Origin of the sequence: Burkholderia sp. BCC0322, assembly GCF_902833045.1 — a bacterium.
Lineage (GTDB): Bacteria > Pseudomonadota > Gammaproteobacteria > Burkholderiales > Burkholderiaceae > Burkholderia.
The window spans coordinates 154,397-173,416 of sequence record NZ_CADFDU010000007.1; the positions used below are offsets into that span (position 1 = coordinate 154,397).

General features: G+C 68.5%; 11 protein-coding genes, 1 tRNA gene, 1 pseudogene and 2 riboswitches. Of the genes and pseudogenes, 3 read left to right on the forward strand and 10 right to left on the reverse strand.

All coding sequences use genetic code 11. The annotated features are described in order from the left end of the window. Positions 1 to 32: 32 nt before the first annotated feature. The 6 genes from gcvP to HWX39_RS21365 all read right to left on the reverse strand — a co-directional run bounded on the left by gcvP (position 33) and on the right by HWX39_RS21365 (position 7,638). Positions 33 to 2,960 (reverse strand): aminomethyl-transferring glycine dehydrogenase, encoded by a 2,928-nt coding sequence (gcvP, locus tag HWX39_RS21340; RefSeq protein WP_175969858.1) that lies wholly within the window; start codon positions 2,958 to 2,960, stop codon positions 33 to 35. A gap of 65 nt (positions 2,961 to 3,025) precedes the next feature. Beyond that, positions 3,026 to 3,406 carry a glycine cleavage system protein GcvH gene (gene gcvH, locus HWX39_RS21345; protein WP_047899491.1) on the reverse strand — a complete coding sequence of 127 codons (381 nt, stop codon included), beginning with the start codon at positions 3,404 to 3,406 and terminating at the stop codon, positions 3,026 to 3,028. Positions 3,407 to 3,525: 119 nt separating this feature from the next. Beyond that, complete coding sequence (gcvT, locus tag HWX39_RS21350; RefSeq protein ID WP_175969859.1) at positions 3,526 to 4,644, reverse strand: glycine cleavage system aminomethyltransferase GcvT; 1,119 nt, start codon at positions 4,642 to 4,644, stop codon at positions 3,526 to 3,528. Positions 4,645 to 4,728: 84 nt separating this feature from the next. Continuing rightward, positions 4,729 to 4,862, reverse strand: a riboswitch (glycine riboswitch). Positions 4,863 to 4,895: 33 nt separating this feature from the next. Then, positions 4,896 to 4,999, reverse strand: a riboswitch (glycine riboswitch). 112 nt (positions 5,000 to 5,111) lie between these two features. Beyond that, positions 5,112 to 5,474, reverse strand: a complete 363-nt coding sequence (locus HWX39_RS21355) for a hypothetical protein (protein WP_027788671.1) — start codon at positions 5,472 to 5,474, stop codon at positions 5,112 to 5,114. Between the two features lie 158 nt (positions 5,475 to 5,632). After that, complete coding sequence (locus tag HWX39_RS21360) at positions 5,633 to 6,697, reverse strand: oxidoreductase (protein ID WP_175969860.1); 1,065 nt, start codon at positions 6,695 to 6,697, stop codon at positions 5,633 to 5,635. A 233-nt stretch (positions 6,698 to 6,930) separates the two neighbouring features. Then, a complete protein-coding gene (locus tag HWX39_RS21365) occupies positions 6,931 to 7,638 on the reverse strand; it encodes an SGNH/GDSL hydrolase family protein (protein WP_175969861.1) in 708 nt (235 codons plus the stop codon). Between the two features lie 285 nt (positions 7,639 to 7,923). Between HWX39_RS21365 and HWX39_RS21370 the strand changes: the two genes are divergently transcribed. Next, positions 7,924 to 10,011 carry a UvrD-helicase domain-containing protein gene (locus tag HWX39_RS21370; protein ID WP_175969862.1) on the forward strand — a complete coding sequence of 696 codons (2,088 nt, stop codon included), beginning with the start codon at positions 7,924 to 7,926 and terminating at the stop codon, positions 10,009 to 10,011. A 101-nt stretch (positions 10,012 to 10,112) separates the two neighbouring features. Here HWX39_RS21370 and HWX39_RS21375 read toward each other — a convergent pair whose 3' ends face one another. Then, positions 10,113 to 10,997, reverse strand: a complete 885-nt coding sequence (locus tag HWX39_RS21375; protein ID WP_175969863.1) for a c-type cytochrome — start codon at positions 10,995 to 10,997, stop codon at positions 10,113 to 10,115. Between the two features lie 250 nt (positions 10,998 to 11,247). On the opposite strand from HWX39_RS21375, the gene HWX39_RS21380 reads away from it, so the two are divergent. Then, positions 11,248 to 11,323: transfer RNA gene (locus HWX39_RS21380), tRNA-Arg, on the forward strand. A gap of 15 nt (positions 11,324 to 11,338) precedes the next feature. On the opposite strand, the pseudogene HWX39_RS21385 reads toward HWX39_RS21380, so the two are convergent. Both HWX39_RS21385 and HWX39_RS21390 read right to left on the reverse strand, forming a co-directional pair. Beyond that, positions 11,339 to 11,836 (reverse strand): annotated as a pseudogene (locus HWX39_RS21385) (site-specific integrase); the annotation flags it as partial. Positions 11,837 to 11,838: 2 nt separating this feature from the next. Next, a complete protein-coding gene (locus tag HWX39_RS21390) occupies positions 11,839 to 13,767 on the reverse strand; it encodes a beta-galactosidase (RefSeq protein WP_244135062.1) in 1,929 nt (642 codons plus the stop codon). A 246-nt stretch (positions 13,768 to 14,013) separates the two neighbouring features. On the opposite strand from HWX39_RS21390, the gene HWX39_RS21395 reads away from it, so the two are divergent. Further along, positions 14,014 to 15,579 carry a TIGR04222 domain-containing membrane protein gene (locus HWX39_RS21395; RefSeq protein ID WP_175969865.1) on the forward strand — a complete coding sequence of 522 codons (1,566 nt, stop codon included), beginning with the start codon at positions 14,014 to 14,016 and terminating at the stop codon, positions 15,577 to 15,579. Between the two features lie 70 nt (positions 15,580 to 15,649). Here HWX39_RS21395 and HWX39_RS21400 read toward each other — a convergent pair whose 3' ends face one another. Next, a complete protein-coding gene (locus tag HWX39_RS21400; protein ID WP_175969866.1) occupies positions 15,650 to 19,018 on the reverse strand; it encodes a glycosyltransferase in 3,369 nt (1,122 codons plus the stop codon). Positions 19,019 to 19,020: the final 2 nt, after the last annotated feature.

A 19,020-nucleotide genomic window follows, 5' to 3' on the forward strand; every position in this document is an offset into this window, starting at 1 on the left:
ATTGCCATCGGACGGCTCCTGGCCTGTGCGCGTTATGCGTATTCCGACATCGGCACGCACGAGCAGAACAGGTTGCGGTCGCCGTAGACGTTGTCCGCGCGGCCGACCGGCGGCCAGTACTTGTTCGTGCCGAGCGACGCGACCGGGTACGCAGCCTGCTCGCGCGAGTACGCGTGCGGCCATTCGTTCGCGGTGACGACGGCCGCCGTGTGCGGTGCGTGACGCAGCGGGTTGTCCTCGCGATCGGCGCGGCCTTCCTCGACCGCACGGATTTCGTCGCGGATCGCGATCATCGCGGCGATGAAGCGGTCGAGTTCTTCCTGCGATTCCGATTCGGTCGGCTCGACCATCAGCGTGCCCGGCACCGGGAAGCTCATCGTCGGCGCGTGGAAGCCGTAGTCCATCAGGCGCTTCGCGACGTCGTCGACGGTGATGCCGCTCGATTCCTTGATCGGACGCAGGTCGAGAATGCACTCGTGCGCAACCAGCCCGCCCGGGCCCGAATACAGCACCGGGTAGTGCGGCGCGAGGCGCTTCGCGATGTAGTTCGCGTTGAGGATCGCGGTTTCCGTTGCGGCGGTCAGGTTCTTCGCGCCCATCATCGCGATGTACATCCACGAGATCGGCAGGATCGACGCCGAGCCGTACGGCGCGGCCGATACCGCGCCGATGCCGTCTTCCGCGCGCGTGTAGCCGGTCGAACGCTGGTTCGGCAGGAACTTCGCGAGGTGCGCGCCGACTGCGACCGGGCCGACACCCGGGCCGCCACCGCCGTGCGGGATGCAGAAGGTCTTGTGCAGGTTTAGGTGCGACACGTCGCCGCCGAACTGGCCCGGCGCGGTCAGGCCGACCATCGCGTTCATGTTCGCGCCGTCGACGTACACCTGGCCGCCGTGCGCATGGACGATCTCGCAGATCTCGCGCACGTTCTGCTCGAACACGCCGTGCGTCGACGGATACGTGATCATGATCGCCGCGAGATCCTTCGAATGCTCGTCGGCCTTTGCCTTCAGATCGGCGATGTCGACGTTGCCTTGCGCGTCGCATGCAACGACCACGACCTTCATGCCGGCCATGTGCGCGGACGCCGGGTTCGTGCCGTGCGCGGATGCCGGGATCAGGCACACGTCGCGGTGTGCTTCGCCGCGCGATGCGTGGTAGGCGTGGATGATCAGCAGGCCCGCGTACTCGCCCTGCGAGCCCGCGTTCGGCTGCAGCGACACGGCCGCGTAGCCGGTGGCCGCGACGAGCATCTGCTCGAGCTGGTCGATCATCTCGCGGTAGCCGACGGTCTGCTCGGCCGGTGCGAACGGATGGATCCGGCCGAATTCGGGCCACGTGACCGGCAGCATTTCCGACGTCGCGTTCAGCTTCATCGTGCACGAGCCGAGCGGGATCATCGAGCGGTCGAGCGCGAGATCCTTGTCCGACAGGCTGCGCAGGTAGCGCAGCATTTCGGTTTCGGAATGGTGGCGGTTGAACACGTGGTGCGTCAGGTACGCGCTCGTGCGCTCGAGGCCGGCCGGCAGCGCGGCGACGCCGGCGAGGCCCGCGTCCAGCGCGTCGACGGCCGGCGCGGTGCCGCCTGCGGCTTGCGCGAACACGGCGAGGAGATCGGCGAGGTCGTCGCGCGTCGTCGTTTCGTCGACCGACACGCCGACTTGCGTGTCGCTCACGCGGCGCAGGTTGATGCGCTTCGCCTTCGCGAATTCGTGAATCTGCGCGGTGCGCGCGCCGGTGTCGATCGTCAGCGTGTCGAAGAACGTGTCGTTGACGGTCGCGAAGCCGAGTTGCTTCACGCCGGCGGCGAGCAGCGCCGCGATGCGGTTCACGCGCAGCGCGATCGTCTTCAGGCCGTGCGGGCCGTGGTAGACCGCGTACATGCTGGCCATGATCGCGAGCAGTGCCTGCGCGGTACACACGTTCGACGTGGCCTTCTCGCGGCGGATGTGCTGTTCGCGGGTTTGCAGCGCGAGGCGCAGCGCGGGCTTGCCCTGGGCGTCGACCGTCACGCCGACGAGGCGGCCCGGCATCTGGCGCTTGAATTCGTCACGCACCGCGAGATACGCGGCGTGCGGGCCGCCGAAGCCCATCGGCACGCCGAAGCGCTGCGTGTTGCCGATCGCGACGTCCGCGCCCCAGTCGCCGGGCGGCGTGAGCACGGTCAGTGCGAGCAGGTCGGCTGCGACGACCACGTGGCCGCCGGCCGCGTGGATCGCGTCGGTGAGCGCGCGGTAGTCGCGCACGTCGCCGTTCACGCCCGGGTATTGCAGCAGCACGCCGAATGCATTCGACTGTGCCGCGTCGGCGGCCGGGCCCGTCTTGACCTCGATGCCGACCGGCAGCGCGCGCGTGCGGATCACTTCGAGCGTTTGCGGCAGCACGTCGTCGGCGACGTAGAACACGTTCGACGCCGGCTTGCCGGTGCGCTGCAGCAGCGTCATGGCTTCGGCGGCGGCGGTGGCTTCATCGAGCAGCGACGCGTTCGAGATCGCGAGGCCCGTGAGGTCGGCCACCATCTGCTGGAAGTTCAGGAGCGCCTCGAGGCGGCCCTGGGAAATTTCGGGCTGGTACGGCGTGTAGGCCGTGTACCACGCGGGGTTTTCGAGCACGTTGCGCAGGATGACGGCCGGCGTGTGCGTGTCGTGGTAACCCTGACCGATATACGAGCGGAACACCTGGTTCTTGTCCGCGAGAACCCGCAGCGCGGCGAGGGCTTCGGCCTCGCTCTTCGGCTGCGCGAACGGGCCGAGCGGCAGCGTTTCGGCGCGACGGATCGAGGCCGGGATCACGGCGTCGATCAGGGCGGCGCGCGACGCGAAGCCGAGCGTGTCGAGCATGGCCTGCTGGCTGGCGGCGTCGGGGCCGATATGGCGTTCGGCGAACGCGTCGTGCGTTTCGAGCGCGGCGAGCGAGAGGGGCGTGCGGTTCATCAGGCGGTCCGGGTGTTCGAGCTTCATGGCGTGACTCTGGTCCCGCGCGGGACGGGGCGGCTGGCCGGCCCCGCGCGGTTCGGGTGAGGAAATTAGTCGATCAGCTTGGTGTAGGCGGCAGCGTCGATCAGCTTGTCGGTCGATGCGCCGGCCGCGAGCTTGATCTTGAAGAGCCACACGCCGTACGCGTCGCTGTTCACTTCTTCCGGTGCGTCGGCGGCTTCCGTATTGACGGCGACGACCTCGCCGGACACCGGCGAGTAGATGTCGGATGCAGCCTTCACCGATTCGACGACGCCGACGGCGTCGCCTTCCTTCACCTGCTTGCCGACTGCCGGCAGCTCGAGGAAGACGATGTCGCCGAGCGTGCTCTGCGCGTGATCGGTGATGCCGACCGTCAGCGTGCCGTCTGCCTCGGTGCGGATCCACTCGTGTTCGTCGGTGTATTTCAGATCGGCCGGGACGTTGCTCATCGGATGCTCCTGGATAAAAGGGTGTGATTCGTTTTGCTGGCGCGCCGCCGAGGCACGCCGGGTGTGGTGTTGCGCCGGGCGCCATCTCCCGGCTTCCCGGGAGGCGGGCCTCCCGGCCGTTACGCAGCGAGGACCTTGCCGTTGCGCACGAACGGCAGTTTTACCACGCGCGCGGGAAGATTCTTGTCGCGAATTTGCACCTGGACCAGGTCGCCGATCTGGACGGCCGCCGGTACGCGCGCGAACGCGATCGATTCCTGCATCGACGGCGAGAACGTGCCGCTCGTGATCTCGCCTTCGCCGTGCGGCGTGACGACCTTCTGGTGCGCGCGCAGCACGCCGCCCGCCTTGCCGTTTTCCTTCTGCAGGATCAGGCCGACGAACGCGGCGCGGGTGCCGTTGGCTTCCAGTGCGGCGCGGCCGACGAAGTCGCGCGGCGCGGAGAGGTCGACCGTCCACGCGAGGCCCGCGTCGAGCGGCGAGACGGTGTCGTCCATGTCCTGGCCGTACAGGTTCATGCCGGCCTCGAGGCGCAGCGTGTCGCGCGCGCCGAGCCCGCACGGGCGCACGCCGTTTTGCTGCAGCGCGTTCCACAGCGCTTCGACGTGCACGGCCGGGACGATCACTTCGAAACCGTCTTCACCGGTGTAGCCGGTGCGCGCGACGGTGAGATCGCCGAACGGCGTGCCGGCGACCTGCGCGGCGTTGAACGGCTTCAGTTCGCTCGTCGCGGCGCGCGCGGCGGGCACGGTCGTCCAGGTTTTTTCGCGGGCGTTCGGGCCCTGAACGGCGACGATCGCGAAATCGCGGCGCGGCGCGATCGTCACGCCGAAGCCGCCTTGCTCGTTCAGCTGGTTGAACCACGCGATGTCTTTCTCGGCCGTGCCGGCGTTGACGACGACGCGGAAGAATTCTTCGGTGAAGTAGTAGACGATCAGGTCGTCGATGACGCCGCCTTGCGGATTGAGCAGGCACGAGTAGAGTGCCTTGCCGGGCGTCTTGAGCTTGCCGACGTTGTTCGCGATCGCATGCTCGAAGAACGCGCGCACGCGGCTGCCGGTGAAATCGACGACGCACATGTGCGACACGTCGAACATGCCGGCGTCGGTGCGCACGGCTTCATGTTCTTCGATCTGCGAGCCGTAGTTGACGGGCATGTCCCAGCCGCCGAAGTCGACCATGCGGGCATTGAGCGCGCGGTGCGCGGCGTTGAGCGGGGTGTGATTCAGTGCAGTCATCGAGGCCTCAGGCAAGGCGCTTGCGCGCGGATCAGAACGGCCATGTGCCGACCACCGCGGCCGATGGCCTGCGAGCGATCCGGTACATGCCCCTCTGTCCTCGATACCTGAGAGATTGCGCTGCCGGCCAGGCCTGGCGAACGCGCGCCCCTTCGGTGGGCAGCCTGCCCGCGCAACCGATGCGCTGCGGGCTACTGCCGCTCTCCAGAGTGCGGGGAGAGTGTGGCCCGCGCAATGCGCGGACGGGATTCCCCGACGCGGTCGGTCCTTTTGCCTGAGAGTTTGCGGGTGTGCCCCTTCGGCGGCGCAACCGGTGCTGAAACAGCCCGGTTACACGCTCTCCCGACGCGTGCGGGCGACTGTACGCGAGCGGGTGGGCCTTGTCAATTTGAGCAAAAGAATGTCGCTTCGCGACAAGCGGCGGCACCGGGTGCCGCCGCTTTTCCGCTCCGGCGGGCGCCGGTGCGTTACTCGCCGATCGCGCGGGCGGCCGTGTCGAGTTCCTGGTTCAGCACGCGCTGCTCGTCGCCGGACAGGCCGCCGCTGTGTTGCGCGGACATGTCGTTCGCTTCCTGGCGGATCACGTCGAGGCGGTGATGAAGCTGCGCGCCGTACGGCGGCGGGTAGTAGCCGCCGTTCACGCGCGCATCGATGCGGCGATGCAGGTTGTCGATCCGGCCCTGGATCTGCTGCATCCGCTCGTTCGCGACGACCTGCGGATTCGGCCGCGGCGGGGGGGCCGGGCGGACCGGCTGCTGCGGCTGCACGATACAGGCCGCAAGCGAGGAAACCAGGACGCAGCACGCAGCTGCGCGAATCAACCGTTGCATCAACATTCTCCTGACGGATTGGTGTCGTATCGACTTTTTTGAGAAACGCGTCAGACCGGTCGGGCGCTGACTTTCGTTCCCCCGGCATTTGTAACCGAATGTTCCGGCTGATCCAAGTGAGCGTGCGCTGGCCGGCCATGACCGGCCGGCGCGCGGTGTCAGATCGTGCGGCGCACGAACGGCAGCCGGCGGCCATCGTGCTCGCTTTGCGCGGCGAGTTCGATGATCGTCATCACGTCGACGGCGTCCTGCGCGGTGACGGGGAACGGCGCGCCGTCGCGGATCGACGCGGCGAGCGCGCGGTAGAACTCCGCGTACTGGCCATCGAGCGTCGGCACCGGGCGCTCGACCTCGACCTCGACCTCGACGTCGCCGTCCAGCACGCGCAGCAGGCCGGGCGGGTTGCCGCCGCCGAATTCGACGTCGTCCGCGGTGAGGCCGGCCTTGAGCTGGTCTTCCTGTGTGTCGAGCCCGAACTTCTGGTAGCTGCCGCGTGTGCCGTGCAGCGTGAAGCGCGCGGGTTCGATCGCCGACAGCGCGCTCGCGTGCAGCACGACGTCCTTGTCCGGATAGCCGAGCTGCAGATGCACGAAATCGGGCGCCGTGCCGTGGTCGCGGCGCGTCTTGACGGTCGCGCTCACGGTCTCCGGCACGCCGAACAGCGCAAGCGCCTGGTCGATCAGGTGCGGGCCGAGGTCGAGCAGCAGGCCGCCGCCGCGGGCGGGCTCCTCGCGCCAGCGCGTGCGCGGCGTTGGGCGGAAGCGGTCGAAGTGCGATTCGAAACAGGTCAGCCGGCCGAGCTCGCCCGATTCGACGACACGGCGCACGGTGAGGAAATCGCCGTCCCAGCGGCGGTTGTGGAACGGCGCGAACAGCCGGCTGCGCGCGTTCGCGAGCCGCGCGAGCGCGAGCGCCTCGTCGGCGGTGAGCGTGACGGGCTTGTCGACGACCACGTGACGGCCGGCTTCGAGCACCTGGCGCGCGAGCGCGAAGTGCGTGTCGTTCGGCGTGGCGATCACCACGCACTCGATGTCGTCGAGGCCGAGCAGCGTGTCGAGATCGGGGACGACGCGCGCGCCCGGATACGCGGCCTGCGCGCGATCGGGCTGACCCGTCGCGATCGCGGCGACTTCAGTGCGGCCGCTCGTGGCGATCACGGGCGCGTGGAACGTCGCGCCGGCGAAACCGAAACCCATCAAACCAATCCTGAGCAATGACGACATGGCAATCCCTGGCTGCGAAGGAAACTAAAGGATGGTGCGCCGAGACGGCGCGAAGACGACCGGCTATTTTGGCATGGCGCCGCCGCTTGTACTGGCGCGTTGGGCGAAATGCGCGGTGCGATCCGGCGCTTGCGCAAGGACAGCCGGCATCTTGCGCGAGCGCGCAGGCCGCCCGTGCGTGTTTGCCCGCCGGCCCGTGCGGTGAGCGGCTGGCGCACGGGCGCCGCGCCGCGTCATGCGGCTGCCCGCCGCCGCACGGCGGCGGCGACCTGCTCGGCCCACGCGGCGCATGCGGCTTCGCCGGGGTGGAAGCCGTCGGCGGCCATCAGGTGGCGCTCGAGCGGCAGCGCGACACGCAGGAACGTGCAATGCGGCTGCGTGGCGGCCCAGCCGGCGAGCGCCGTGTTGAGCCGCTTCGCGCGCCGCCCGAGATACCACGCGAGCGGCTGCGGCAGCGCCGGAAAGCGCTCCATCGGCGGCACCGCGGACAGGATCACGTGCCCGACCCGGAAGCGCGCGGCGAGCAGCCGGACGAGCTCGGCCTGCTGCGCGCGCCAGCGGGCCGGCGGCACGCCGCCCGTCACGTCGTTGACGCCGAGCGACGTGACGGCCACGTCGAACGGCTCGGCCGGCTCGGCGGCGAGCCAGTCGACGAGATCCTGCGTGGTCAGTCCGGTGTGCGCGAGCAGTTTCCAGCTCACGCGGTGGGTGGCCGCCAGCGCGTTCGCCAGTTGCCCGGACAGCGCGTCGCGCTGCGTCGCGACGCCGACGCCCGCGGCGGCCGAATCGCCGACCACCAGCACGCGCAGCGGCGGGCCGTCGCCCGCTACCCCGGCGCGCGGGCCGGCTGCCTCGGGCAGCCGCGGCGTGACGCGGCGCACGTAGCGCCCCTGCGCGAACAGCAGCGGGCCAAGGGCAGCGGTGGCGAACGGGTATCCCATGATGTCGATCCGGTGGCGGTTCAGGTGATTCAAGCGGGCCGGCGAGGGGCTGCGCCGGGTGGACATATTGTGGCCGATCGGTGCGAGAACGGGGCCGGATTGGCCGGACGGACAGGGGGCGGCCGGCCGGTCGGCCCGCGCAGCCCCGCCCGGCGGCGCTCCCGAAAAGCACGCCGCCGACGTGTTAACATGCGCGTCCTGCCCGCGTGTCCGCCTGCTTCGCCAGCCTGCCGCGCAAGGCATCCTCCCGGCGTTCCGCCGTCAACCGCAACACCATCCGCCATCATGTCCGCAGGCCTCAATCCCGCCCAGAACGAAGCGGTGCGCTACCTCGACGGTCCCTGTCTCGTGCTCGCCGGCGCGGGCAGCGGCAAGACCCGTGTGATCACGCAGAAGATCGCGCACCTGATCGAAGCGAAAGGCTTCGAGCCGCGCCACATCGCCGCCGTCACGTTCACGAACAAGGCGGCCGCCGAAATGCGCGAGCGCGTGGGGAAGCTGCTCGAGGGCAAGACGCTCACCACGCCCGGCAAGGAAGGCCGCAAGGTGCCCGTCAACCAGCTCACCGTCTGCACCTTCCACTCGCTCGGCGTGCAGATCCTGCGCCAGGAGGCCGAGCACGTCGGCCTGAAGCCGCAGTTCTCGATCATGGATTCGGACGACTGCTTCGGCATGATCCAGGAGCAACTCGGCACGACCGACAAGGGGCTGATCCGCAAGATCCAGAGCATCATCTCGCTGTGGAAGAACGGCCTGATCATGCCCGACGAGGCGATGGCGATCGCGGCCAACGAGGACGAGCACCAGGCCGCGCTGGTCTACCGCAACTACGTCGCGACGCTGCATGCGTACCAGGCGGTCGACTTCGACGACCTGATCCGCCTGCCCGCCGAGCTGTTCGCGAAGAACGAGCAGGTGCGCGACCGCTGGCAGAACAAGCTGCGCTACCTGCTGATCGACGAATACCAGGACACCAACGCGTGCCAGTACGAGCTGCTGAAGCTGCTCGCCGGCCCGCGCGCCGCATTCACGGCGGTGGGTGACGACGACCAGGCGATCTACGGCTGGCGCGGCGCGACGCTCGAGAACCTCGCGCAGCTCGGCAAGGATTTCCCGAAGCTGCACGTGATCAAGCTCGAGCAGAACTACCGGTCGACGGTGCGCATCCTCACCGCCGCGAACAACGTGATCGCGAACAACCCGAAACTGTTCGAGAAGAAGCTGTGGTCCGAGCACGGGATGGGCGATTCGATCACCGTCACGCCGTGCAACGACGAAGAGCATGAAGCCGAATCGGTCGTGTTCCGGCTGTCCGCGCACAAGTTCGAGCGGCGCGCGCAGTTCCGCGACTACGCGATCCTGTATCGCGGCAACTTCCAGGCGCGGATCTTCGAGCAGGTGCTGCGGCGCGAGCGGATCCCGTACGTGCTGTCGGGCGGCCAGTCGTTCTTCGACAAGGCCGAGATCAAGGATCTGTGCGCGTACCTGCGGCTGATCGCGAACGCCGACGACGATCCCGCGTTCATCCGCGCGGTCACCACGCCGCGCCGCGGGATCGGCAACACGACGCTCGAAGCGCTCGGCTCGTTCGCGGGGCAGGCGAAAGTGTCGCTGTTCGAGGCCGTGTACATGGGCGGGATCGAGGCGCGGCTGTCCGCGCGGCAGGTCGAGCCGCTGCGGATGTTCTGCGACTTCATCCAGCGCCTGACCGAGCGCGCGGACAAGGATCCCGCCACCGTCGTGCTCGACGACATGATGGAGGCGATCCACTACGAGGCGTACCTGTACGACGCGTTCGACGAGCGGCAGGCGCAGTCGAAGTGGCAGAACGTGCTCGAATTCCTCGAATGGCTGAAGCGCAAGGGCACCAAGCCCGAGACGGAGGCCGTCGACGGCGAGGCGGAAGGTTTCCACAATGCGGACGGGCTCGCCGATACGGGCAAGAACCTGCTCGGCCTGATCCAGACCGTCGCGCTGATGTCGATGCTCGAGGGCAAGGAAGAGGATCCGGACGCCGTGCGCCTGTCGACCGTCCATGCGTCGAAGGGGCTCGAGTATCCGCACGTGTTCCTGGTCGGCGTCGAGGAGGGCATCATGCCGCACCGCGGCGGCTCCGAGGACGACGGCCCGATCGACAACGAGCGGATCGAGGAGGAGCGCCGGCTGATGTACGTCGCGATCACGCGCGCGCAGCGCAGCCTGCACCTGAACTGGTGCAAGAAGCGCAAGCGGGCGCGCGAGACGGTCGTGTGCGAACCGTCGCGCTTCATCCCGGAGATGGGGCTCGACGAGGCGCCGCCGCCGACGCCGGAAGAGGCGCCGATGTCGCCGAAGGACCGGCTCGCGAGCCTGAAGGCGTTGCTGCAGAAGTGACGCGTTGGCGTCGTCGGGTGCATGGCGGCCCGGCGCTCCGGAAAAACAAAACCCCCGCGATGCGTATGCGTCGCGGGGGGTTTTTTACGGGTGGGCGGGCGTTACTTCGACGCGTTGACCATGTAATCGACGGCCGCCTTCACGTCGGCGTCCGATGCGTTCGACCCGCCCTTCGGCGGCATCGCGCCCTTGCCGTGCAGCGCATAGTTGTAGACCGTATCCATCGAGTCCTTCAGGCGCGGCGCCCAGTCTTCCTTGCTGCCGAACTTCGGCGCGCCGAGCACGCCGGCGGCGTGACAGGCCTGGCAGGTCGACGTGTACAGCGCCTTGCCGGCGTCGGCGCTGGCCGGGACGGCCGCGGGCGCTTCGCCGGCCTTCGGGATCGCGGCGATCGCAGCCTGTGCCGCGGCGATTTGCGCGCTCGCGGCGTCCGCTGCGCCCGACGCGGCTGCGGCGCCGCTGGCGGGTTGCGCCGCATTGGCGGCCGGCGCGGCCGGTTCGGGGAAGTTCGCGCCGTCGTTGTTCGCCATGTAGACGATCGCGCGGGCGATTTCGTAGTCGCTGACGTCATCGGGGCTCGTGCCGCCGCGCGGCGGCATCGCGCCCTTGCCGGCGAGGGCCGTTTTCAGCAGCGTGTCGAAGCCTTGCGAGATGCGCGGCGCCCAGTCGTCCTTGTTGCCGAACTTCGGTGCGCCGGCGGCGCCCGTGCCGTGGCAGGTCACGCAGACGGCCTTGTAGACTTCCTCGCCGGTCTTGTACGTGCGGGGCGCGTTGGCGTCCTTCACGTCGACCTGCGCAAGCGGGGCGATGCGCGCGGCGACCTGCTCGTCGGACAGCGCGTCCGTGCCGGCGCCGGAACGGAACGCATGGTTCGCATAGTTGGCGAACAGGACGATCAGGATGATCGGAATCGCGAACGACGCGATGATGACGGCAATCAGTTGCCCGGGGGTTTTGACGGGAGATTCGTGGGGTGCTTCGCTCATGCTTGCCTCGTCTCCGTGAATAGGAATTGTGAGCGCGGTGCAACGGCAAATGGCAGTCCAATGAAGCCCGGTCGATTATAGACGGAACGTTTACATCACGGCGAGCGGTGCGATGGCGCGTGTTTACCCGCACGCAGCGCGGCCCGGCGGGGATTCGTCGGGCACGGTGGACGCGTCATGGGAAACCGGGTATCCTTGCTGTCTTGCCAATCGTGGGCGGCCTGTATATGGGGTCGCTTCACTGTCTCACGCGCCCGTAGCTCAATGGATAGAGTACTGCCCTCCGAAGGCAGGGGTTGCTGGTTCGATCCCAGCCGGGCGCGCCAAGCCTAGTAAGGCTCTCAGCGGTTTTCTCCGTTCGTCGCACTGTCTCGTTGCAGCTGAATTGCAGCTGGCTCGGGCACGGGCTCGGCCGTCAACGGCGTGACCCACTGCGCGAGGTGGTCGGCCGACAGGTGCGCGTACCGCTGCACCATTTCCATCGTCTCCCATCCGCCCAGTTCCTTGAGCACCTGCAGCGGCGTGCCGCGCTGCACGTGCCAGCTCGCCCAGGTATGACGCAGGTCGTGCCAGCGGAAATCGCTCAGACCGGCCCGCTGCAGCGCCTTGGCCCATGCGGCCGTTGCCGTCTGGTAGACCGGCCTGCCGCGATAGGTGAACACGCTGTCCGCGCATTCCGGCGCCCGCGGGTTCGCGTGCTGGCGGCGCAGCACGGCGATCGCGGTATCCGAGAGCGGTACCGTGATGGCCTTGCGCGCCTTCGCCTGGTCCGGGTGGATCCACGCGACGCGCCGCGCAAGGTCGACTTGCGACCACCGCAGCCCCGTCACGTTGGAGCGGATCAGCCGGTGAGCGTTGAACGAAGGTCGATCGGCGCCGGCGTAATTTGATGCATGTCGAAGATCACCACTTCGTTGTACCCGGTTCGCAGCCACGGGGCGGGGCAGAACAGTCGATATTGAGGGCCGACGTTCCAGTAGCGACCGAGGTTGCGCCCATTGACCCATACAACGCCTTTGATCCAACCACGCATGTCCAGGAACGTATCGCCTACCCGGTTGAGCATGAGAGCAGCCTTGAAGAACAGGCCGGGTCGGGTCGGGTCAGTGCAGCGTTGCCGCAACCTCGTGATGTACTCGGCGTCCATCGGGAGCGCGTACGTTGTCCATTCACGCAACGGCTTCGCACCGACCGTCACGTCCCCGTTGATCCCCTTTCGATCAATCAGGTCGTCACCATAGTTGACGCGGCCCATGCCTTCGACGAGCACATCGAGCACCCTGCCACCGGTCGGAAGTGTGACGTGCTCGGTGTTTGATACGACGCGCAGCCCTTCCGCGAGATATCGCGGCATTTTCGCGCGCGTTATGCCGCCAGCGTATTCAGTGTCGACGAACACTGTCGCATAGTCGTGAACGTCACCCGCCGATAGCGGGCCGCCGGCTCCGCCGATGTCCGCGTGACGGTAAAGGACGAAGCCGGCCTGTTGTCCGTGCATTTCCATGGGCCGCGGCGCGTCGCTTGTCGCGATCGGCGCCGGCAGGTTGTCCCATAGCGAAGCGAAAAGAAACGGCCGCAGCGAACGGTCGCCAGCGAGCTCGATCGTAGGCGGTGCGGCCGGTACGGGCGGGAGCGGTTCGGTCAGGTGCGCCTGAATCAGGTCGCGGTAGCGCGTGAAGCTGCCCGCTGCGCGTCCCTGCTCGTCGATTGGCGCGAAGTAGTCATAGCTCGTGATGTCAGGTTGATAGTCGCCTGTCTTGTGGTCGCGGTTCGCGCCGGCCGTGAAGCCGAAGCTCGTGCCGCCGTGGATCACGTAAATGCTGAACGACAAGCCATAGCGCATGAAATCCGATAGCTCGCGCGAGATATCGGAATCGTCCCCCTGGAATTTCTGGTCGCCCCAATGGGTAAAGAAGCCTGGATAGACTTCGCCGCCCATGACGGTAGAACCGGGGAATTCTTCGCGTATCCGATCAATGTCGTGCGCCTTTGGCCCACTGAGGCCGATCGCGCAGCCGTCAAGCGCAGTTCGATTTTCCCGCAGCTGCTTGACACCATCGTCGGTAAAGAACGGCCCCGTGATGCCGCCGTCAACCCATGCGCGCCGTATTTCCTCCAGATAGGCGATGTCGTCGCCGTAGGTCGCGTACTCGTTTTCGATCTGGATCAGCAAGATCGGCCCGCCGTTTGCCGACATCAACGGGCGTACTCGCGGCACCAGCTCGGCAATGTACTGGCGCGCCGCATCCATGAAGCGCGGGTCACGGTGCGAGCCCACACGCAACTGGATGCCATCGTGTGCGAGCAGGCGTGAAGGGATGCCACCGAGATCCCACTCGCCGCAGATATACGGGCCGGGCCGTAGCAGCACCCACATGCCTTCGTCCTGGCAGAGCTGCATGAATGTCTCGACGTCGCGCTCGTCTGACTCGAAATCGAATTTGCCCGCGGCCGTCTCGTGGAAATTCCACATGACGTAGACGGCGATGGTGTTCATCCCCATCGCCTTTGCCATCTGGATTCGGTGGCGCCAGTACTCGCGCGGGATGCGCCCCGGATGCATCTCGCCGCTACGAATCTGGAATGGCGCACCGTCGAGCAGGAAGGTGATGCCGTCGTCGCCGAACGTCAGGATGTGGCGACCCCCGTTTTTTGGCGTGGGGCCGGTCAGGATTTGCCGTGGCTCGAATGTCACGGACGTCTTGCCGCGATTGCATGCCCCGAGAAGCGGCACCAACGCTGCCGCCATCAAAAAGTTTCGCCTGTTCAAACTTATGTTCCGGTTCTTTTTTTGGTATTCACCGAGCCTGGCCCCTGGCCCGCCTTTCAGTAGCACAACATTATCTTACGAATTCGATCTTCGGGCCGGATCGGGAGCCGTTACCGGCCGCACCACGGGCGCCGACCGCAGCCGCCGTGCCGGTGTCGTGTTGCCTCGCCGTTGTGCGAGAATCGCCCGCAACGACCACTCCAAGCGACGATCGCGGCGGCCGTCCGCGCATCGCGCCGACTTCCGATGGCTGCCATCCTGTCTACCTCGACCGCAGTCGATGCCCGCGCGCAGACCGATGCGCAGCAGGCGCTGCTCGCGCGTCTGCACACGTATTCCCCCGACGACCCGACCGCGCCGCTGCCGTACAGCCGGCGCCTTGCCGAAGCCGAAGGCTGGTCGCATGCACACGCGCTGGCCGTGATCGACGAATACAAGCGCTTCGCGTTCCTCGCGCAGGCAGCCGGCCATCCGGTCACGCCGTCGCACGCGGTCGACGCCGCCTGGCACCTGCACCTGCAATACACGCGCGAATACTGGGACGTGTTCTGCGCCGACGTGCTGCGCGCGCCGCTGCATCACGTGCCGGGCGCGGGCGCGCCCGACGAGGCCGCGCAGTACGCGCGGCACTACCGGCAGACGCTCGACAGCTACCGCAGGCTGTTCGGCTGCGAGCCGCCCGAAGCGATCTGGCCGCGCCCCGTCGCCGAGCCGACCGTGCCCGCCGACGCCCCGATGCAGCGCGCAGAACTGCGCGACGGCCCGTCGAGCGAGCCCGCCGCGCGCCCGCGACGCTGGCGGCGCTTCGCGAAGTTCGCGTGGCCGACGGCGGCGATCAGTGTCGCGGCGACCTGCGCGAGCGCGAGCGATTTCAATGTGCTGGACTTCTCGGGGCCGGACTTTCTCGGGTTGTTCTACGTGCCGCTCTGCATCGCCGCGCTGCTGCTGATCGCCGGCCTGCAGTGGATCGAATACCGCCACCGTGCGTGGGGAACGCGCGCCCCCGAATCGTCGCCCGACCTGAGCGCGGAGGAAGCGGCGTATCTCGCGGGCGGCGGTGCGCGCATGGCGCAGGTCGCGATGCTGTCGCTCGCGCATGCCGGTGCGATCGAGCTGCGGATGAGCAAGGTTCACGGCGCGCGGGTGCGGATCGACGATCCGCGACACGCAGGCGCTTATGGCGCCGACTGGGAATGGCTGAGGAGGCAACCCGGCGGCGAGACGAGCTGCCACGCGTTTCGTCAGCGTCTCGCGTGGCGCGAAGCCGACTGTGTTGCAGCGTTGCAGCGCAAAGGCTGGCTCTGGGCGCCGGGCGAGATGCGGGCGACGCGGATGGCCGCGCGCGCAATCCTGCTGCTCGTGTTCGGCGCGGGCGCGGCGAAGCTCGCGGTCGGCCTGACCCGCGGCCGGCCGGTGCTGCTGCTGATGATTTTCATGGCGGCGTTCATGGTCGCGTACCACTTCATGGTCGGACGCCTGCCCGGCCTGGGGCGCGGCGGCATGACGCGCGGCGGCGAGGCGGCGCTCGACGCGCACCGCGACGAACGCCGGGGCGAGCGCGCGACTCCGGACGGGCTCTTGTGGACGGCTGCGCTGTTCGGCGCCGGCGCGCTCGCCGGCACCGTGTGGGCCGCGCATTCGAAAGTGCTGATGGCGCCGCCGCCCGTCGCCGTGAAAACCGGCGGGTCGAGCGGTTCGTCCGACTCGGGCGCCGGGGACAGCAGCAGTTCGAGTTCGTGCGGAGCGTCGAGTTCGTGCAGTTCGTCGAGCTCATGCAGCTCGAGCAGTTGCGGCGGCTGTTCGAGCAACTGAGCACAGGGCGCGCTGCCGGGACAGCGCGCCGGGCCGCCAGCGTCAGGCAAGCGGCACGGCGCGCGCCGAACTACGCGATCGCGGCATCGGCGGGCGTGGGTGCCTGCGCGGCACGCCCGTCGCCCGCCTCGACGATCAGCGTCCAGTCGAACGCCGGCAGTGCGCAGAGCTGCTCGACGGTGGCCGTGTACTCGTGAGCGGGCGCGTGCAGGTAGCGCACCTTGTCGGTCCATTCGGGCAGCGGCGCCTGCGACGTGGTCAGCACGACCGCGAGCAGATCCTGTTCCGGCCGCCTTGCGATTTCCTGCAGGCTCAGCCGGACCTTGTCGAGGTCGCCCTCGGCGTCCAGGATCAGCGCACCGTGGATCGGCGCATCCGGCCGGCCCGGCTGGTTGCCGACAGCGCCTTTGTCGATGCACTGCTGATACACATGGCGATAGCGCGGCAGCGCCTGCTGCAGCGCGTGATGCTTGCGGACCTTCGCCTGCGCCGTGCGCGCGAGCCCGCGGCGCAGCGCCGGGTTCGCGATCAGCCGGTCGAGCGCGTCGACCCAGGCCTGCGGCGCATCCGGGACCAGCAGGCCGTCGCAGCCGTCGTTCAGCGCGAAGCGATAGGCTGACCGGTCGCTGACGATCGAGGGGATGCCGGCCGCCGCGTATTCCTGCCACTGGATCGTGCTCGCGCCCGCGTTGTAGTCGTGGTCGGCGAGCGGCAGCAGCGCGATGTCCCAGCGCCGTTCCGGCAGGCGTTGTGCGTGCGCGTCGTAGTCGTGAAGCTCGGGCTCGCACCCGGCGGCCGGATGGCCGGCCCAGCCCGGCGGGACGTCCGCGCCGACGAAACTCACCCTGACCTTGCCGGGATGGCGCGCGCAGATCGCCTGCAGCGCCGCGTCGACGAGCGCGAAGTTGTCGGCGCGCAGCGACGCGCCGGCGATGCCGATCGTCACGCAGTCGCCGCCGCGCGCCGTCACGGGGCGGTAGAACCGGTCGAAGTCCACGCTGTCGGGCAGCACGTGAACGCGCGGGTGCGACAGCCGGTAGCGGCTGGCGATGAACGGCGTGGATACGATCACGGCGTCCGCGTTGCGCAGCATGAGCTCGATCCCCGCGCGGGCCATCCCGCCTTGCGCGGCGAGCGGATGCGCGGGCGGCAGGTCGGTCAGCAGGTCGTCGGTCTCGTAGATCACCGGCTTTTCATGCTTGAAGATGGTGTACAGGTCGTTGCCCGTCAGCAGGCCGGGCGTCAGCCGGTGCAGCAGGATGGCGTCGGCCGTGGCCAGCACGCTGCTGTCGATCTGGCCGTCCCGGATGCCCGGGACGAGTTCCCATTCGTCGTTCAGCAGACCGAACGGCAGCGTGAGGCGAATTCGCGACGACGCGCATGCGTCCGGATCGATCGAATACACGATCAGGCGCTTGCGGCGCGGTGTGGCGTCCGCAGTCGCGGCGACGGGCGCCAGCGTCCGGTTCTCCGCCAGCAGCCGCGCGTACAGCGCACCGTGGCGCGCGGCGTTGCGGCCGATGTCGTGCTGCGCGCGGATCGCATCCTGCGCGGCCGCGGCGAGTTGCGCGCGGGTTTGCGGATGCTCGATCAGGTGCGCGATCGCGTCGACCCACGCGTCGGCGCTGTCGGCGACGAGCCAGCCCGTGAGGCCGTGGACAACCGAGCAGCCTTCCGCCGGCGTGGCGACGAGCACCGTGGCCGCGCCGGCCGCCGAGCATTCGAGCCATGTGCGCGGCGGCGCATCGTCGCGCAACGTGACCGGCGCCGCGACCAGCGCGATGTCGAGGTCCGCGCGCTTCAGCGCGTCGGCGTAGCTGTCGTAAGGGGCAGGCTGCGCGATCAGCGTGACGTCCGGTTCACGGTCCCAGCCGGCCGGCAGCGCCGCGCCGACGAACGACACCCGGAGCTTCCCCGGAAACCGGCGACGGAGCTCGGCCAGCGCGTGGCGGACCTGCTCGAGACGCGCGCCGTCGAGACCGGTGCCGGAAACCGCGAGGTTCACGTGGTCGCGCACGCCGGGGGCCGCGCGGTGCAGACGCTCGAGATCGACGCCGGTCGGCAGCACGTGGACCGATGCGTTGACGTGACGGTACTGCCGCACCAGCGCTTCCGACGGCACGACGAGCGCATGCGCGCGCTGCACGGCGCTGCGGATGCCCGCCTTGCGGCGCGCGTTGTCGGTCGCGCCGGGGAGGTCGGCGAGCAGCGTGTCGAGCGGCGCGTCGATCTCGAGGACGACCGGCTTGCCGAGCGAGAACAGGTGTTCCAGCGTGGCGGCGGACAGCAGGCCCGGCGTGTCGCCCTGCAGCACGATCAGGTCCGCGCGCTGCAGCGCGTCGGGATCGATGCCGGCTTGCGTGACAGGGAAAGTCAACGCCCATTCGCGGTCCAGCCGCGCGAACGGCTGCGCAAAGCGCAGGCTGGCGCGCGCGTAGTCGGCCGGTTCGGCGGTGACGACCGCGATGCACGAGCGCGGCGCGGGAGCGGGCTGTCCCGGTGCGGCGGCGCCCGGCGCGACAGCCTGCGCATCCAGCTTGTCCGCGTGGGCCTGGGTCCGCTCGACGAAGTTCTGCAACTGCTGCCAGAACGCCTCCTCTTCCTTCAGGTAGACGCTGCGCGCTTCGTGAACGGTGGCCTTCGCGTGGGCGATCTCGTGTTCGTCGAGCCCCCACGCGATGCCCTTGCCGTCCATCACCCACCGGGTCGGCTCCGACAGCGACGCGTCATTCATGATGCACACGACCGGGCAGCCGCACAGCAGCGCTTCGAACACGGCGGTGGACCATTCGTACATGTACACGCACTCGACCTGGCGGAACAGCGCCGCGAGTTCGTGCGCCGAACGTTCCGGCACGCGGGTCGAGATTTCGATCGACTCGGCGGTGACCGGATGCAGCGTGCCGCCGCGCCGCAGGTGGCGATTGATGAAGACGGCCGTGCCGTTGCGGCGGGCATCGTCGACACCGTCGCTGTTGAAGATGCGCGTGTCGACCAGCGGCATGCGCAGCAGGTCCGCCTTCCATTCTTCGGGCACCAGCGACGGCCCGAACGTGAAGATGAGGTCGTTCGGCTGCAGGGTGATCGGTTCGCCGTTGATGCGGCCGGGCTCGGCCAGCAGGTAGCGCACGACGCAGCGCGCGTTGAACGGATTGCCGGTGACGACGTCCGGGTAGACGACGATCGGGCTGCGATTCGCGCGGGCGTGCGCCTGCACGATGTCGTTGGTCAGCGGCGGCGTGCGCAGGTCGGGATGCACGACCGGCGTGCAGACGTACGCTTCGTGGCCGAGCAGGTTCAGCACGTGGCACAGGTAGTGCATCGCGCGGATCCCGCCGGAGGTTTGCCGGAAATTCGGCGCGAGTATGTAGTACGGGTGGTCGAGTCGCGTAAAGATGCGCGAACCGCCGTGCGCCAGGCTAGGTTTGGGAATCGTCATCG

Coding starts and splice junctions, on each gene's coding strand:
- HWX39_RS21370 (WP_175969862.1), top strand. CDS start 7,924: ATGTCCGCAGGCCTCAATCCCGCCCAGAACGAAGCGGTGCGCTACCTC.
- gcvH (WP_047899491.1), bottom strand. CDS start 3,406: ATGAGCAACGTCCCGGCCGATCTGAAATACACCGACGAACACGAGTGG.
- HWX39_RS21365 (WP_175969861.1), bottom strand. CDS start 7,638: ATGGGATACCCGTTCGCCACCGCTGCCCTTGGCCCGCTGCTGTTCGCG.
- HWX39_RS21355 (WP_027788671.1), bottom strand. CDS start 5,474: ATGCAACGGTTGATTCGCGCAGCTGCGTGCTGCGTCCTGGTTTCCTCG.
- HWX39_RS21395 (WP_175969865.1), top strand. CDS start 14,014: ATGGCTGCCATCCTGTCTACCTCGACCGCAGTCGATGCCCGCGCGCAG.
- HWX39_RS21375 (WP_175969863.1), bottom strand. CDS start 10,997: ATGAGCGAAGCACCCCACGAATCTCCCGTCAAAACCCCCGGGCAACTG.
- HWX39_RS21400 (WP_175969866.1), bottom strand. CDS start 19,018: ATGACGATTCCCAAACCTAGCCTGGCGCACGGCGGTTCGCGCATCTTT.
- gcvT (WP_175969859.1), bottom strand. CDS start 4,644: ATGACTGCACTGAATCACACCCCGCTCAACGCCGCGCACCGCGCGCTC.
- HWX39_RS21360 (WP_175969860.1), bottom strand. CDS start 6,697: ATGTCGTCATTGCTCAGGATTGGTTTGATGGGTTTCGGTTTCGCCGGC.
- gcvP (WP_175969858.1), bottom strand. CDS start 2,960: ATGAAGCTCGAACACCCGGACCGCCTGATGAACCGCACGCCCCTCTCG.